A 16,231-nucleotide genomic window follows, 5' to 3' on the forward strand; every position below is an offset into this window, starting at 1 on the left:
CTTCGCTATCCGCGAAGGCGGTCGTACCGTCGGTGCCGGCGTGGTTGCCAAGATCATCAAGTAAGGTTTAAAGGCCAGTAGCTCAATTGGTAGAGTATCGGTCTCCAAAACCGAGGGTTGGGGGTTCGAGACCCTCCTGGCCTGCCAATTAAGACCAGCCGGCGCGTTGCGCCGGTTGGTCTTTTGTCGCATGTGTGCGAGAGAAAATCGACATGGAAATGCAAGATAAGATCAAGTTGTTCCTGGCTGGTCTTGTGGTGGTCGCCGGCATCGTCGGCTTCTATCTGATTCCGGATGGTCAGGGCCTGTTGCGCGCGCTGGCTTTCGTGGCTTCCATCCTGTTGGCTGCCGGCGTGGTGTGGACTTCGGCTCCGGGCAAGGGTTTGGTCGTGTATGCGAACGAGTCCATGGTCGAGGCCCGCAAGGTGGTTTGGCCGACGCGCAAGGAGGCGACCCAGGTGACGCTGATGGTGTTCGTATTCGTCACCGTCCTGGCGCTCTTCATGTGGCTGGTGGATTCCAGCCTGTCCTGGCTGTTTTACGATGTGATTCTCGGTCGAGGTAGATAATGGCAAAGCGCTGGTATGTGGTACACGCTTACTCTGGTTTTGAGAAGAGCGTGCAAAAAGCGCTGCGTGAACGTATCGAGCGTTCCGACATCGCAGACCAATTTGGTCAGATTCTGGTGCCGGTGGAAGAGGTTGTGGATGTCAAGAACGGCCGCAAGTCCATCACTGAGCGCAAGTTCTTCCCTGGCTACGTGCTGGTGGAAATGGAAATGACTGACGATACCTGGCACCTGGTGAAAAGCACGCCCAAGGTGACCGGTTTCGTCGGCGGCACCGCCAATCGCCCGGCTCCGATTTCCAAGAAGGAAGTCGAGGCCATCATGCAGCAGATGCAAGAGGGCGTGGAGAAGCCGAAGCCGAAGGTGTTGTTCGAGGTGGGTGAGCGCGTCCGCGTCATCGATGGCCCGTTCAACGACTTCAACGGCAGCGTTGACGAGGTGAACTACGAGCGCAACAAGCTGCGCGTGTCGGTTCAGATCTTCGGCCGCGACACGCCGGTTGAGCTGGAATTCGGCCAGGTCGAAAAGCTGTAAGATTTTGCTTGGCAAACTTTTGGAAAGCGTGTAAGATTCTGCGCTTTCGTCCGGGAAGCGAACGCCTGTTCGCGCTATACCCATTTTAGGAGTTTTAATCGTGGCAAAGAAAATTGTCGGCTATATCAAGCTGCAAGTCGCCGCTGGCAAAGCCAACCCGTCGCCTCCGATCGGTCCGGCACTGGGTCAGCGCGGTCTGAACATCATGGAATTCTGCAAGGCGTTCAATGCTCAAACCCAGGGCATGGAACCCGGCATGCCGATTCCGGTTGTGATCACCGCCTACGCTGACAAGTCCTTCACCTTCACGATGAAGACTCCGCCGGCAACCTTCCTGCTGAAGAAGGCCGCTGGCATCAAGTCCGGCTCCGCCAAGGCGCACGTGGACAAGGTTGGTAAAGTAACCCGCGCTCAGCTGGAAGAAATCGCCAAGACCAAGCAAGCGGATCTGACCGCTGCTGATCTGGACGCCGCTGTTCGCACCATCGCCGGCTCCGCCCGTTCGATGGGTCTGGAAGTGGAGGGCGTGTAATATGGCTAAGATCTCCAAGCGCCTGCAAACTCTGAAGGCCACCGTTGACCGCAACAAGCTGTACGCCGTTGACGAAGCCATCGCGCTGGTCAAGGCTGCCGCCACCGCCAAGTTCGACGAGTCGATCGATATCGCCGTGAACCTGGGCGTGGATCCGCGTAAATCCGACCAAGTGGTTCGTGGTTCCGTGGTTCTGCCGCGCGGTACCGGTAAGTCCGTACGCGTTGCCGTATTTGCTCAAGGCGCCAACGCCGAAGCCGCCAAGGCTGCCGGCGCTGAAGTGGTCGGTTTCGACGACCTGGCCGAGCAAGTCAAGGCCGGCAACCTGAACTTCGACGTTGTGATCGCCTCCCCGGATGCGATGCGCGTTGTCGGTCAGCTGGGTCAGATCCTGGGCCCGCGTGGCCTGATGCCGAACCCGAAGGTTGGCACTGTTACCCCGAACGTCGCCGAAGCCGTGAAAAACGCCAAGGCCGGTCAGGTTCAGTACCGTACCGACAAGGCTGGTATCATTCACGCCACCATCGGCCGCGCTTCCTTCGAAGCAGAAGCCCTGCGTGAAAACTTCTCCGCTCTGGTTGATGCCCTGGTGAAAGCCAAGCCGGCAGCTTCCAAGGGCGTGTATCTGAAAAAGATCGCCGTCTCCAGCACCATGGGCGTCGGCGCTCGCGTAGATACCGCTACCGTCAACGCCTAAGCGTTGCCGGAGCATGACGGGGCGGCGAAAGCCGTCTTGTCAAGGCTTTGGGCTGGCAGGCTGGCCTGCCAGATTGTCAAAGACCGTAGGTGCCGCAAGGCTTAATCGCAGATTGGCTGGTTCAGCAGTCCGCATCCTACGCAGATGGTGTACCCGAAACAGGCTTCTTAAGTTCAAAGCTCATGTAGCTCAGGGGTAGAGCACTCCCTTGGTAAGGGAGAGGTCGGCGGTTCAATTCCGCCCATGAGCACCAGTTCTTTTTGATGTCTCCTGATACAGGTCGCCGCTGCAAAGCGAGATGGAAATTTTTCCATTTCATTTCAGTCTAGGAGGTAGACCTTGAGTCTCAATATCGAAGATAAAAAGGCGGTCGTCCAAGCAGTTTCTGCTGAACTGGCAGGCGCTCAGACCCTCGTTATCGCTGAATATCGGGGCATCGAGGTAAGCAGCATGACCAAGCTCCGCGCTCAGGCGCGCGAGAGCGGCGTTTACCTGCGCGTTCTGAAGAACACGCTGGTGCGTCGCGCCGTGGAAGGCACTCCGTTCGCTGAACTGGCTGACCAGATGGTCGGCCCGTTGGTGTACGCGATTTCCGCCGACCCGGTTGCTGCTGCCAAGGTGCTGCATCAATTTGCCAAGGCTGACGACAAGATCGTCGTGAAGGCAGGTTCCTACGAAGGCAAGGTACTGTCCGCTGCTCAGGTTGCTGAGCTGGCGTCCATCCCGAGCCGCGAAGAACTGCTGTCCAAGCTTCTCTACGTTATGCAGGCTCCGGTCGCTGGCTTCGCCCGCGCGCTGGCTGCATTGGCCGAGAAGCAAGCCGAAGCCGCTTAACTTATTTGATTCTTATAGAATTCAGGAGATTTTCACATGGCAATCACCAAAGAAGACATCCTCGAGGCCGTTGCTGGTCTGACCGTGATGGAACTGAACGACCTGGTTAAGGCGTTCGAAGAGAAGTTCGGCGTTTCCGCCGCTGCTGTAGCTGTTGCTGGCCCGGCTGGCGCCGGCGCTGCCGCCGCTGAAGAAAAGACCGAGTTCGACGTTGTCCTGTCCGCCGCCGGCGACAACAAGGTCGGCGTGATCAAGGTTGTTCGCGCGATCACCGGCCTGGGTCTGAAGGAAGCCAAAGACATGGTCGACGGCGCTCCGAAGAACGTGAAGGAAGGCGTGTCCAAGGCTGAAGCCGAAGACATCCTGAAGCAACTGACCGAAGCCGGTGCCAAGGCTGAAATCAAATAATCTTCTTTGAAAAAAGAAGGTGAGGCTGGCGGAGAAATCCGCCAGCCTTATTGCGCTTGTAGTTGGCGGAAACGAAGAAGGTAAAAGCCAGCAATATACTAGGCGTGGCTGCTGACTTTTAGTTTCTTGCGCCACCCACCTCGATGGAGACTCTATGAGTTATTCGTTTACTGAGAAGAAACGTATTCGTAAGAGCTTTGCGAAACGTACCAGTGTTCTCGACGTCCCCTTCCTGTTGGCGACCCAGATTGATTCCTACACCGAATTTCTCCAGCTGGGCAAGCCGCTGGATGAGCGCAAGGATGTGGGTCTTCAGGCTGCGTTCAAGTCGATCTTCCCGATCGTCAGCCACAACGGCTACGCTAAGCTCGACTTTGCCCATTATATTTTGGGCGAGCCTCCGTTCGACGTGCAGGAGTGTCAGCTGCGCGGCATCACGTTTGCGGCGCCGCTGCGCGCGCGCATTCGCCTGACCATTTTCGACAAAGAGTCTTCCAAGCCGGTGGTGAAGGAAGTGCGCGAGAACGAAGTCTACATGGGCGAGATTCCGCTCATGACCGGCAACGGCTCTTTCATCATCAACGGCACCGAGCGTGTCATCGTTTCCCAGCTGCACCGTTCCCCGGGCGTGTTCTTCGAGCACGACCGCGGCAAGACGCACTCGTCCGGCAAGCTGCTGTTCTCGGCCCGCGTGATTCCTTACCGCGGCTCCTGGCTGGACTTCGAGTTCGATCCGAAAGACCTGCTGTACTTCCGTATCGACCGTCGCCGCAAGATGCCGGTGACCATCCTGCTGAAGGCGCTGGGCTACAGCAACGAAGAAATCCTGTCCGAGTTCTACAGCTTCGACACCTTCTACCTGACCAAGTCCGGCGTGTTCATGCGCGTGGTTCCGGATCGTCTGAAGGGCGAAGTGGCCAAGTTCGACATTGTGGCCGCCGACGGCAAGCTGATCGTCGCCAAGGACAAGCGCATCACCGCCAAGCACATCCGCGATATCCAGACCGCCGAGCTGGACCGCATCGAAGTGCCGGCCGACGCGCTGCTGGGCAAGATGCTGGCGCACAACGTGGTGAACCAGAACACTGGCGAAGTGATCGCCCGCGCCAACGAGGAAGTGACCGAGGAAGTGCTGGCCAAGCTGGCGCTGGCGGAAATCGACCAGGTCGACGTGCTGTTCACCAACGATCTGGATCAGGGCGCTTACATCTCGCAGACCCTGCGCACCGACGACATCCAGGATCGGCTGCAAGCCCGCGTGGCGATCTACCGCATGATGCGCCCGGGCGAGCCGCCGACCGAAGACGCGGTGGAAGCGCTGTTCCAGCGCCTGTTCTTCAGCGAAGAAACCTACGATCTGTCGCGCGTGGGCCGGATGAAGTTCAGCTCCCGCACCTATCAGTACAAGTTCGACGACAAGACCCCGGAGTGGTTCAAGTCGCTGATCGGCGACAAGTTCGCGCCGCGCCGCGACGTGATGGAAGGCACGCTGTCCACTGAAGACATCGTGTCCGTGATCGCGATCCTGACCGAGCTGCGCAATGGCCGCGGCGAAGTGGACGACATCGATCACCTGGGCAACCGTCGCGTGCGTTCGGTGGGCGAATTGGCCGAAAACCAGTTCCGCGCCGGTCTGGTGCGCGTCGAGCGCGCGGTCAAGGAACGCCTGAACCAGGCCGAGTCCGACAATCTGATGCCGCACGACCTGATCAACGCCAAGCCGGTGTCCGCCGCGATCAAGGAATTCTTCGGTTCCTCGCAGCTGTCGCAGTTCATGGACCAGACCAACCCGCTGTCGGAAATCACCCACAAGCGCCGCGTATCGGCTCTTGGCCCGGGCGGTCTGACCCGCGAGCGCGCTGGCTTCGAAGTGCGCGACGTGCACCCGACCCACTACGGCCGCGTGTGCCCGATCGAAACGCCTGAAGGTCCGAACATCGGCCTGATCAACTCGCTGTCCGTGTTCGCGCGCACCAACGAGTTCGGCTTCCTGGAAACGCCGTATCGCAAGGTGGTGGACAGCAAGGTCACCAACGAGATCGACTATCTGTCCGCGATCGAGGAAGGCCGCTACGTGATCGCTCAGGCCAACGCCGAGCTGAGCAAGGACGGCACGCTGATCGACGAGCTGGTGACCTGCCGCGAGAAGGGCGAAACCATTCTGGCGACGCCGGACCGCGTGCAGTACATGGACGTGGCCACCGGCCAGGTGGTGTCCGTGGCGGCTTCGCTGATTCCGTTCCTGGAACACGATGACGCCAACCGCGCATTGATGGGCGCCAACATGCAACGCCAGGCCGTACCGTGCCTGCGTCCGGAAAAAGCCTTTGTCGGCACCGGCATCGAACGCTCGGTGGCAGTCGACTCCGGCACCACCGTTGTCGCCCGTCGCGGCGGCGTGGTGGACTATGTCGACGCCGGCCGCGTGGTGGTCCGCGTCAACGATGAAGAAGCGACTGCTGGCGAAGTGGGCGTGGACATCTACAACCTGACCAAGTTCACCCGTTCCAACCAGAACACCAACATCAACCAGCGTCCGATCGTGAAAGTGGGCGACCACATCGCGCGCGGCGACGTGGTGGCCGATGGCGCCTCCACCGACCTGGGCGAGCTGGCGCTGGGTCAGAACATGACCATCGCGTTCATGCCGTGGAACGGCTACAACTACGAAGACTCGATCCTGATCTCGGAAAAGCTGGTCGCCGAAGACCGCTACACCTCGATCCACATCGAAGAGCTGTCCGTGGTTGCCCGCGACACCAAGCTGGGGCCGGAAGAAATCACCCGCGACATCCCGAACCTGTCCGAACGCATGGCGGGCCGTCTGGATGAGTCCGGCATCGTCTACATCGGCGCGGAAGTCGAAGCCGGCGACGTGCTGGTGGGCAAGGTGACGCCGAAGGGCGAAACCCAGCTGACCCCGGAAGAGAAGCTGCTGCGCGCGATCTTCGGCGAGAAGGCCTCCGATGTGAAGGATACGTCCCTGCGCGTGCCGACCGGCACCGTGGGCACCGTGATCGACGTGCAGGTATTCACCCGCGAAGGCATCGAGCGCGACAAGCGCGCCCAGTCCATCATCGACGTGGAGCTGAAGCGCTATCGCCTGGACCTGAACGACCAGCTGCGTATTTTCGACAACGACGCCTTCAGCCGTATCGAGCGCCTGATCGTCGGCAAGGCCGCCAACGGCGGTCCGAAGCGTCTGGCCAAAGGCACCGTGATCGACCAGGAATACCTGACCGGCCTGCCGACCAAGCATGACTGGTTCGACATCCGCATGGCTGACGAAGACATTGCCAAGCAGCTGGAACTGATCAAGGAAAGCCTGGCGCAGAAGCGCGAAGAATTCGACCTCAAGTTCGAAGACAAGAAGCGCAAGCTGACCCAGGGCGACGAGCTGCCGCCGGGCGTGCAGAAGATGGTCAAGGTCTACCTGGCCGTCAAGCGCCGCCTGCAGGCCGGCGACAAGATGGCCGGCCGCCACGGCAACAAGGGTGTGGTCTCCCGCATTCTGCCGGTGGAAGACATGCCGTACATGGGCGACGGCCGTCCGGTCGACATCGTGCTGAACCCGCTGGGCGTACCGTCGCGTATGAACATCGGCCAGATTCTGGAAGTGCACCTGGGTTGGGCCGCCAAGGGTATCGGCGAGCGCGTCAACCGCATGCTCAAGGAGCAGTCCACTGCCGAGATCCGCGGCTACCTGGAGCGCATCTATAACGAAACCGGCAAGCCGGAGGAAATCGCCGCGCTGTCCGACGCCGAAGTGCTGCAGCTGGCGCAGAACCTGAGCAAGGGCATGACCTTCGCCACGCCGGTGTTCGACGGCGCCAAGGAAGCCGAGATCAAGCACATGCTGGATCTGGCCTACCCGAACGGCGACGCGCTGACCGAGCAGATGGGCTTCAACGAGTCCAAGACCCAGATGACCCTGTTCGATGGCCGCTCCGGCGAAGCCTTCGACCGCAAGGTCACCGTGGGTGTGATGCACTACCTGAAGCTGCATCACCTGGTCGACGACAAGATGCACGCCCGTTCCACCGGTCCTTACTCGCTGGTGACGCAGCAGCCGCTGGGCGGTAAGGCCCAGTTCGGCGGTCAGCGTTTCGGTGAGATGGAAGTGTGGGCGCTGGAAGCTTACGGCGCCGCCTACACCCTGCAGGAAATGCTGACGGTGAAGTCGGACGATGTGACCGGCCGTACCAAGGTCTACGAAAACATCGTCAAGGGCGAGCACAAGATCGACGCCGGCATGCCGGAATCCTTCAACGTATTGGTGAAGGAAATCCGCTCGCTGGGCCTCGACATGGACCTGGAACGTTATTGATTGGGTAATAGGGCGCGGCGGAAAGCCGCAGCGCCTGTCCCCTGAACTGGAGACGCAATGAAAGCTTTGCTCGATCTCTTTAAGCAAGTTACGCAAGAAGAAGAGTTTGATGCGATCAAGATCGGCATCGCCTCGCCTGACAAGATCCGTTCCTGGTCTTATGGCGAAGTCAAGAAGCCGGAAACGATCAACTACCGCACCTTCAAGCCGGAGCGCGATGGCCTGTTCTGCGCCCGCATCTTCGGACCGGTGAAGGATTACGAGTGCTTGTGCGGCAAGTACAAACGCCTGAAGCATCGCGGCGTGATCTGCGAGAAGTGCGGCGTCGAAGTGACGCTGTCCAAGGTGCGCCGCGAGCGCATGGGCCACATCGAGCTGGCCAGCCCGACCGCGCACATCTGGTTCCTGAAGTCGCTGCCGTCGCGTCTGGGCATGGTGCTGGACATGACGCTGCGCGACATCGAGCGCGTGCTGTACTTCGAAGCGTTCGTAGTGACCGATCCGGGCATGACCCCGATGCAGTACCGCCAGCTCTTGACCGAAGAGGACTTCCTGGACAAGGAAGACCAGTACGGCGAAGAGTTTGTCGCCATGATGGGCGCCGAAGCCGTCAAGGAACTGCTGAAGAAGCTGGACCTGGACAGCGAAATCGAAGGCCTGCGCCGCGAGCTGGAAACCACCAACTCCGACACCAAGATCAAGAAGATCGCCAAGCGCCTGAAGGTGCTGGAGGCGTTCCAGCGTTCCGGCATGAAGCCGGAATGGATGATCCTGGAAGTGCTGCCGGTGCTGCCGCCGGAGCTTCGTCCGCTGGTGCCGCTGGATGGCGGCCGCTTCGCGACCTCCGACCTGAACGATCTGTACCGCCGCGTCATCAACCGTAACAACCGTCTGAAGCGCCTGCTGGAGCTGCGCGCGCCGGACATCATCGTGCGCAACGAGAAGCGCATGTTGCAGGAATCGGTTGACTCGCTGCTGGACAACGGCCGTCGCGGCAAGGCGATGACCGGCGCCAACAAGCGCCCGCTGAAGTCGCTGGCCGACATGATCAAGGGCAAGGGCGGTCGTTTCCGTCAGAACTTGCTGGGTAAGCGCGTCGACTACTCCGGCCGTTCCGTGATCACCGTGGGCCCGACCCTGCGTCTGCACCAGTGCGGCCTGCCGAAGAAGATGGCGCTGGAACTGTTCAAGCCGTTCATCTTCCACAAGCTGGAAGTGATGGGCCTGGCGTCCACCATCAAGGCGGCCAAGAAACTGGTCGAGCAGGAAGTGCCGGAAGTCTGGGACATCCTGGAAGAAGTGATCCGCGAGCATCCGGTTCTGCTGAACCGCGCGCCGACGCTGCACCGTCTGGGCATCCAGGCGTTCGAGCCGGTGCTGATCGAAGGCAAGGCGATCCAGCTGCATCCGCTGGTTTGCGCGGCGTTCAACGCCGACTTCGACGGTGACCAGATGGCCGTCCACGTTCCGCTGTCGCTGGAAGCGCAAATGGAAGCCCGCACGCTGATGCTGGCCACCAACAACGTGCTGTCCCCGGCCAACGGCGAACCGATCATCGTGCCGTCGCAGGATATCGTGCTGGGTCTGTACTACATGACCCGCGACAAGGTGAACGGCAAGGGCGAAGGCATGGTGTTCGCCGACACCAAAGAAGTGCATCGCGCCTACGAAACCCGTCAGGTCGAGCTGGCCACCCGCATCACCGTCCGCCTGAAGGAATGGGAAAAGGACGAGCAGGGCGAGTTCCAGCCGGTGATCAAGCGTTACGACACCACCGTCGGCCGCGCGATCCTGTCTGACATCCTGCCGAAGGGCCTGCCGTTCGAGCACATCAACAAGGCGCTGAAGAAGAAAGAAATCTCGAAACTGATCAACGTTTCGTTCCGTCGTTGCGGCATCCGCGACACGGTGATCTTCGCCGACCAGCTGATGTACACCGGTTTCGCCTACTCCACCCGCGGCGGCATCTCCATCTGCGTGGACGACATGCAGATCCCGGCCAAGAAAGTTGACCTGCTGGGCGAGGCCAACAAGGAAGTCAAGGAGATCGAGGAACAGTACCGCCAAGGTCTGGTGACTCAGGGCGAACGCTACAACAAGGTAGTGGACATCTGGGGCCGCACCGGCGACAAGATCGCCAAGGCGATGATGGACGAGCTGTCCAAGCAGAAGGTGCTGGACCGCGAAGGCAAGGAAGTCGATCAGGAATCCTTCAACTCCATTTACATGATGGCCGACTCGGGCGCGCGGGGTTCCGCAGCCCAGATCAAGCAGCTGGCTGGCATGCGGGGTCTGATGGCGAAGCCGGACGGCTCGATTATCGAGACGCCGATTACCGCCAACTTCCGCGAAGGCCTGACCGTACTCCAGTACTTCATCTCGACTCACGGCGCCCGTAAGGGTCTGGCGGATACGGCGTTGAAGACCGCCAACTCCGGTTACCTGACCCGTCGTCTGGTCGACGTGACCCAGGATCTGGTGGTGATCGAGGACGATTGCGGCACCAGCAACGGCTTCACCATGAAGGCCGTGCTGCAGGGCGGCGACGTGATCGAAGCGCTGCGCGACCGCATTCTCGGCCGCGTGACCGCGGTCGACGTGGTGGATCCGTCCTCCGGCGAGACCGTGATCGAAGCCGGCACGCTGATGGACGAGCAGATGGTGGACCTGGTCGACAGCCTCGGCATCGACGAAGTCAAGGTTCGCACCGCGATCACTTGCGACACTCGCTACGGCCTGTGCGCGAAGTGCTACGGCCGCGACCTGGCGCGCGGCAAGCGCGTCAACGCCGGCGAAGCCGTGGGCGTGATCGCCGCTCAGTCGATCGGCGAACCGGGCACCCAGCTGACCATGCGTACCTTCCACATCGGTGGCGCGGCGTCGCGAAACGCGGCCGCCAGCCAGGTGGAAGGCAAGTCCAACGGTACCGTGCGCTTCTCCAGCCAGATGCGCTACGTGGCCAATACCAAGGGCGAGCTGATCGTCATCACCCGCTCCGGCGAAGTGGTGATCCACGACGACATGGGCCGCGAGCGCGAACGCCACAAGGTGCCGTACGGCGCGACCCTGATGGTGACCGACGGTCTGCAGATCAAGGCAGGCGCCGTGCTGGCTACCTGGGACCCGCACACCCGTCCGATCATCACCGAGTACGCTGGCCGCGTGAAGTTCGAGAACGTGGAAGAAGGCAACACCGTGGCGAAGCAGACCGACGAAGTGACCGGTCTGTCCACCCTGGTGGTCATCGATCCGAAGCGCCGCGCCGGTTCGCAGTCCAAGATGCTGCGCCCGTTGGTGAAGCTGCTGGACGACAACGGCAACGAAGTGAAGCTGGCCGGTTCCGACGCCTCGGTGTCGATCACCTTCCAGGTGGGCGCCATTATCACGGTGCGCGATGGTCAGGACGTGGGCAAGGGCGAAGTGCTGGCCCGCATCCCGCAAGAATCGTCCAAGACCCGCGACATTACCGGTGGTCTGCCGCGCGTGGCCGAGCTGTTCGAAGCCCGTTCGCCCAAGGATGCCGGCATGCTGGCCGAGGTGACCGGTACCGTTTCGTTCGGTAAGGACACCAAGGGCAAGCAGCGTCTGATCATCACCGACCTGGAAGGCAGCGGTTACGAAAACCTGATTCCGAAGGACAAGCACGTGCTGGTCCACGACGGTCAGGTGGTGAACCGCGGCGAATCCATCGTCGATGGTCCGGTCGATCCGCACGATATCCTACGTCTGCAGGGCATCGAGGCGCTGGCCCGCTACATCGTCCAGGAAGTGCAGGAGGTGTATCGTCTGCAGGGCGTGAAGATCAACGACAAGCACATCGAGGTGATCATTCGCCAGATGCTGCGTCGCGTCGTGATCTCCGACAGCGGCGACACCGAGTTCATCCAGGGCGAGCAGGTGGAGCGCGCCGACGTGCTGGAAATGAACGACAAGATGATGGCCGAGAACAAGGAGCCGGCGCAGTACGAAAACGTGCTGCTGGGCATCACCAAGGCCTCGCTGTCGACCGACTCGTTCATCTCCGCGGCTTCCTTCCAGGAAACCACGCGCGTGCTGACCGAAGCGGCCATCATGGGCAAGCGCGACGATCTGCGCGGTCTGAAGGAAAACGTGATCGTCGGCCGTCTGATTCCGGCCGGCACAGGTCTCGCTTACCATCGCACCCGCCGCCGCCAGAACCTGGGCCTGGACGCGGCCGACTCGATGTTGTTCGACTCGGCTCCGGCTGCGCTGGAAAGCGGCGACTAACACCGGCCTGACGGCCATGTGTTGAAAAAACGCTGCTCCATCAACGGTTAACGTTGGCGGGGCGGCGTTTTTTATTTGACGCTGGGCCGTTGACTAAAATATAATCCTCCGTCCTTTCTGGAGGCGTGTTGTCTTCAGGAAGAATCAACTAGGAACTGATAGTAATGCCAACCATTAACCAACTCGTTCGCAAGGGCCGCGTCGCCATCACGGCGAAGAGCAAGGTGCCTGCGCTGGAAGCCTGCCCGCAGAAGCGTGGCGTGTGCACCCGTGTTTACACCACCACTCCGAAGAAGCCGAACTCGGCTCTGCGTAAAGTGTGCAAGGTTCGTCTGACCAACGGTTTCGAAGTCATTTCGTACATCGGCGGTGAAGGCCACAACCTGCAGGAACACTCGGTTGTGCTGATTCGCGGCGGTCGTGTGAAAGACTTGCCGGGTGTGCGTTACCACACCGTGCGCGGTTCCCTGGATACCGCCGGCGTTAAAGACCGTAAGCAAGCTCGCTCCAAGTACGGCGCCAAGCGTCCCAAGTAATCGGGATGTTTTGAAGGCGGCCTGATCAAGCCTCAGGATCGTCTAGTAAGTGACTGCTCCGCTGGGTAGTCATGAGCGAATAGAGCTCAACTGAATATTTAAGGAAGTAACATGCCACGTCGCAGAGAAGTCCCCAAGCGTGAAATTCTGCCGGATCCGAAATTCGGTTCCCAGGACCTGTCCAAGTTCATGAACGTTGTCATGATCGATGGCAAGAAGTCTGTTGCCGAGCGCATCATCTACGGTGCTCTGGAACAGATCGAAAAGAAATCCGGCAAGAACGCTCTCGAAGTGTTCAACGCCGCGCTGTCCAACGCCAAGCCGGTGGTGGAAGTGAAGAGCCGCCGCGTCGGTGGTGCCAACTATCAAGTTCCTGTTGAAGTACGTCCGTCCCGTCGTATGGCTCTGGCCATGCGTTGGCTGCGTGACGCTGCGCGCAAGCGCGGCGAAAAGTCCATGGACCTGCGCCTGGCTGGTGAATTGCTCGATGCGGCTGAAGGCCGTGGCGGCGCAATGAAGAAGCGTGACGAAGTGCATCGCATGGCAGAAGCCAACAAGGCCTTCTCGCACTTCCGCTTCTAAGCTCACCCACTTAATCAAGGTGTAGATCGTGGCACGGAAACCCCCCCTCGAGCGCTACCGTAATATCGGTATCTCCGCTCACATTGACGCCGGTAAGACTACTACTACCGAGCGTATTCTGTTTTACACCGGTGTGAACCACAAGATCGGTGAAGTGCATGATGGCGCGGCCACCATGGACTGGATGGAGCAGGAGCAGGAACGTGGCATCACCATCACTTCTGCTGCTACCACCACCTATTGGAAAGGTATGGCCCTGCAGTACCCGGCCCACCATTTCAATATCATCGACACTCCGGGACACGTGGACTTTACCATTGAGGTAGAGCGTTCCATGCGCGTTCTGGACGGCGCCGTGATGGTTTACTGCGCTGTGGGCGGCGTTCAGCCCCAGTCGGAAACCGTATGGCGTCAGGCCAACAAGTACAAGGTTCCGCGCATCGCGTTCGTGAACAAGATGGACCGTCAAGGCGCCAACTTCTTCCGCGCGGTCGAGCAGGTGAAAACCCGTCTGCGCGGCAACCCGGTGCCCATCGTGGTGCCGATCGGCGCTGAAGACAACTTCACCGGCGTGGTCGATCTGCTGAAGATGAAGGCCATCATCTGGGATGAAGCGTCTCAGGGCATGAAGTTCGAATACGGCGATATCCCGGCCGACCTGGTTTCCGTTGCCGAAGAATGGCGCGAGAAGATGGTTGAAGCCGCCGCCGAAGTCAGCGACGAGATGATGGACAAGTACTTGGGCGGCGAAACGCTGACCGAGGAAGAAATCATCGCCGGTCTGCGCGAGCGTACCCTGAAGTGCGAAATCCAGCCGATGCTGTGCGGCTCCGCGTTCAAGAACAAGGGTGTTCAGCGCATGCTGGACGCCGTGATCGAACTGCTGCCGAGCCCGCTCGACGTTCCCCCGGTTCCGGGCGAGAACGAAGACGGCACGCCGACCACCCGCGAAGCTTCCGACAGCGCATCGTTCTCCGCGCTGGCGTTCAAGCTGATGAACGACCCGTACGTGGGCCAGCTGACCTTCTTCCGCGTCTACTCCGGCGTGGTGAAGTCCGGCGACACCGTGTTGAACTCGGTCAAGGGCAAGAAAGAGCGTATCGGCCGTATCGTGCAGATGCACGCCAACGATCGTAAAGAGATCGAAGAAGTGCACGCTGGCGACATCGCCGCTGCCATCGGCCTGAAGGAAGTCACCACTGGTGAAACCTTGTGCGCCATCGATGCTCCGCTGATCCTGGAACGCATGGAGTTTCCGGAGCCGGTGATTCACGTCGCCGTTGAGCCGAAGACCAAGGCCGACCAGGAAAAGATGGGCGTGGCCCTGAACCGCCTGGCGAAGGAAGACCCGTCGTTCCGCGTGCGTACCGACGAAGAATCCGGCCAGACCATCATTTCCGGCATGGGTGAATTGCACCTGGAAATTCTGGTTGACCGCATGAAGCGCGAATTCGGCGTTGAAGCCAACGTCGGCGCGCCGCAAGTGGCCTACCGTGAAACCATCACCAAGACGGTTACCGACGTTGACGGCAAGCACGTCAAGCAGTCCGGCGGTAAGGGCCAGTACGGCCATGCAGTCATCACCCTGGAGCCGTCCGGCGAGGGCAATGGCTACAAGTTCGTCGACGAGATCAAGGGTGGCGTGATTCCGCGTGAATTCATTCCGTCCGTGGACAAGGGTATTCAAAACACCCTGTCCAGCGGTATTCTCGCCGGCTTCCCGGTGGTTGACGTCACTGTGCGTCTGACCTTCGGTTCCTACCACGACGTCGACTCCTCGCAGATCGCGTTCGAACTGGCTGGCTCCATGGCGTTCAAGGAAGCCATGCGCCGCGCCGGTCCGTGCATTCTCGAGCCGATGATGGCCGTGGAAGTGGAGACTCCGGAAGAGTACATGGGCGACGTCATGGGTGACTTGAACCGCCGCCGCGGCATGGTTCAGGGCATGGACGACGACGGTTTGGGCGGCAAGATCATCAAGGCTGAAGTACCGCTGGCCGAGATGTTCGGCTACTCCACCGATCTGCGTTCGGCAACCCAGGGTCGTGCGACCTACTCGATGGAGTTCAAGCACTACTCCGAGGCTCCGAAGCACGTCGCTGAAGCCGTAATGGCCGCCAGGAAGTAATGCGCGCTGAGGCTGGCCGGGCCGACCCGGCCAGTCCCGATCTAATGTTCTTTAATTAAGGATTTTTGCAAAATGGCAAAAGAAAAGTTTGAGCGGACCAAACCGCACGTAAACGTAGGCACCATCGGTCACGTGGACCACGGTAAGACCACCCTGACCGCCGCTATCACCACCATTCTGTCCAAGAAGTTCGGTGGCGAAGCCAAGGACTACTCCCAGATCGACAGCGCGCCGGAAGAGAAGGCTCGTGGTATCACCATCAATACCGCGCACGTTGAATACGAAACCGAAGCCCGCCACTACGCTCACGTAGACTGCCCGGGTCACGCCGACTATGTGAAGAACATGATCACCGGCGCGGCTCAGATGGACGGCGCGATCCTGGTTTGCTCGGCCGCTGACGGTCCGATGCCGCAAACCCGCGAACACATCCTGCTGTCCCGCCAAGTTGGCGTGCCGTACATCATCGTCTACCTGAACAAGGCTGACCTGGTTGACGACGCCGAACTGCTGGAACTGGTTGAAATGGAAGTGCGCGATCTGCTGTCTTCCTACGACTTCCCGGGCGACGACACCCCGATCGTGACCGGCTCCGCTCGTCTGGCGCTGGAAGGCGACCAGTCTGAAATGGGCGAACCGTCGATCTTCCGTCTGGCTGCTGCTCTGGATTCCTACATCCCGACTCCGGAGCGCGCTGTTGACAAGCCGTTCCTGCTGCCGATCGAAGACGTGTTCTCGATCTCCGGCCGCGGCACCGTGGTGACCGGTCGTGTTGAGCGCGGCATCGTGAAAGTCGGCGAAGAGCTGGAAATCGTTGGCCTGAAGGCTACCGTGAAG

The 16,231-nt window shown here is 60.2% G+C and carries 12 protein-coding genes and 2 tRNA genes; all 14 read left to right on the forward strand.

Going from position 1 to position 16,231, the window contains the following annotated elements:
- Window positions 1-71: 71 nt before the first annotated feature.
- Window positions 72-147, forward strand: a tRNA-Trp gene (locus LQR33_RS21880).
- A gap of 65 nt (window positions 148-212) precedes the next feature.
- Entirely contained in the window at window positions 213-569 is a 357-nt protein-coding gene (gene secE / locus LQR33_RS21885) for a preprotein translocase subunit SecE (protein ID WP_021479132.1), read from the forward strand.
- Window positions 569-1,102 (forward strand): transcription termination/antitermination protein NusG, encoded by a 534-nt coding sequence (gene nusG, locus LQR33_RS21890; RefSeq protein ID WP_021479133.1) that lies wholly within the window; start codon window positions 569-571, stop codon window positions 1,100-1,102. Before secE ends, nusG begins: the two co-directional genes overlap by 1 nt.
- A 100-nt stretch (window positions 1,103-1,202) precedes the next feature.
- Complete coding sequence (rplK, locus tag LQR33_RS21895; RefSeq protein ID WP_021479134.1) at window positions 1,203-1,634, forward strand: 50S ribosomal protein L11; 432 nt, start codon at window positions 1,203-1,205, stop codon at window positions 1,632-1,634.
- 1 nt (window position 1,635) lies between these two features.
- Window positions 1,636-2,331, forward strand: a complete 696-nt coding sequence (gene rplA, locus LQR33_RS21900) for a 50S ribosomal protein L1 (protein WP_046158923.1) — start codon at window positions 1,636-1,638, stop codon at window positions 2,329-2,331.
- A gap of 178 nt (window positions 2,332-2,509) precedes the next feature.
- A tRNA-Thr gene (locus tag LQR33_RS21905) sits at window positions 2,510-2,584 on the forward strand.
- An 86-nt stretch (window positions 2,585-2,670) separates the two neighbouring features.
- Window positions 2,671-3,165 carry a 50S ribosomal protein L10 gene (rplJ, locus tag LQR33_RS21910; RefSeq protein ID WP_166440365.1) on the forward strand — a complete coding sequence of 165 codons (495 nt, stop codon included), beginning with the start codon at window positions 2,671-2,673 and terminating at the stop codon, window positions 3,163-3,165.
- Between the two features lie 36 nt (window positions 3,166-3,201).
- Window positions 3,202-3,573: a 50S ribosomal protein L7/L12 gene (gene rplL, locus LQR33_RS21915; RefSeq protein WP_021479137.1), complete on the forward strand. Its 372-nt coding sequence runs from the start codon at window positions 3,202-3,204 to the stop codon at window positions 3,571-3,573.
- 154 nt (window positions 3,574-3,727) lie between these two features.
- Window positions 3,728-7,900: a DNA-directed RNA polymerase subunit beta gene (gene rpoB / locus LQR33_RS21920; RefSeq protein WP_166440364.1), complete on the forward strand. Its 4,173-nt coding sequence runs from the start codon at window positions 3,728-3,730 to the stop codon at window positions 7,898-7,900.
- 57 nt (window positions 7,901-7,957) lie between these two features.
- On the forward strand, window positions 7,958-12,148 hold the full coding sequence (gene rpoC / locus LQR33_RS21925; protein WP_231470411.1) for a DNA-directed RNA polymerase subunit beta': 4,191 nt from the start codon (window positions 7,958-7,960) through the stop codon (window positions 12,146-12,148).
- 164 nt (window positions 12,149-12,312) lie between these two features.
- Window positions 12,313-12,684 (forward strand): 30S ribosomal protein S12, encoded by a 372-nt coding sequence (rpsL, locus tag LQR33_RS21930; RefSeq protein ID WP_011137738.1) that lies wholly within the window; start codon window positions 12,313-12,315, stop codon window positions 12,682-12,684.
- A gap of 111 nt (window positions 12,685-12,795) precedes the next feature.
- Complete coding sequence (gene rpsG, locus LQR33_RS21935; RefSeq protein WP_021479140.1) at window positions 12,796-13,266, forward strand: 30S ribosomal protein S7; 471 nt, start codon at window positions 12,796-12,798, stop codon at window positions 13,264-13,266.
- A 28-nt stretch (window positions 13,267-13,294) separates the two neighbouring features.
- The gene (fusA, locus tag LQR33_RS21940) at window positions 13,295-15,394 is read left to right on the forward strand and encodes an elongation factor G (protein ID WP_231470413.1); all 2,100 of its coding nucleotides are present in this window, start codon (window positions 13,295-13,297) and stop codon (window positions 15,392-15,394) included.
- Between the two features lie 72 nt (window positions 15,395-15,466).
- Window positions 15,467-16,231: elongation factor Tu (locus LQR33_RS21945; RefSeq protein ID WP_231466941.1), on the forward strand; the 765-nt coding region annotated here is incomplete at its 3' end.

The organism is Chromobacterium piscinae (assembly GCF_021129175.1).
GTDB lineage: Bacteria > Pseudomonadota > Gammaproteobacteria > Burkholderiales > Chromobacteriaceae > Chromobacterium > Chromobacterium piscinae.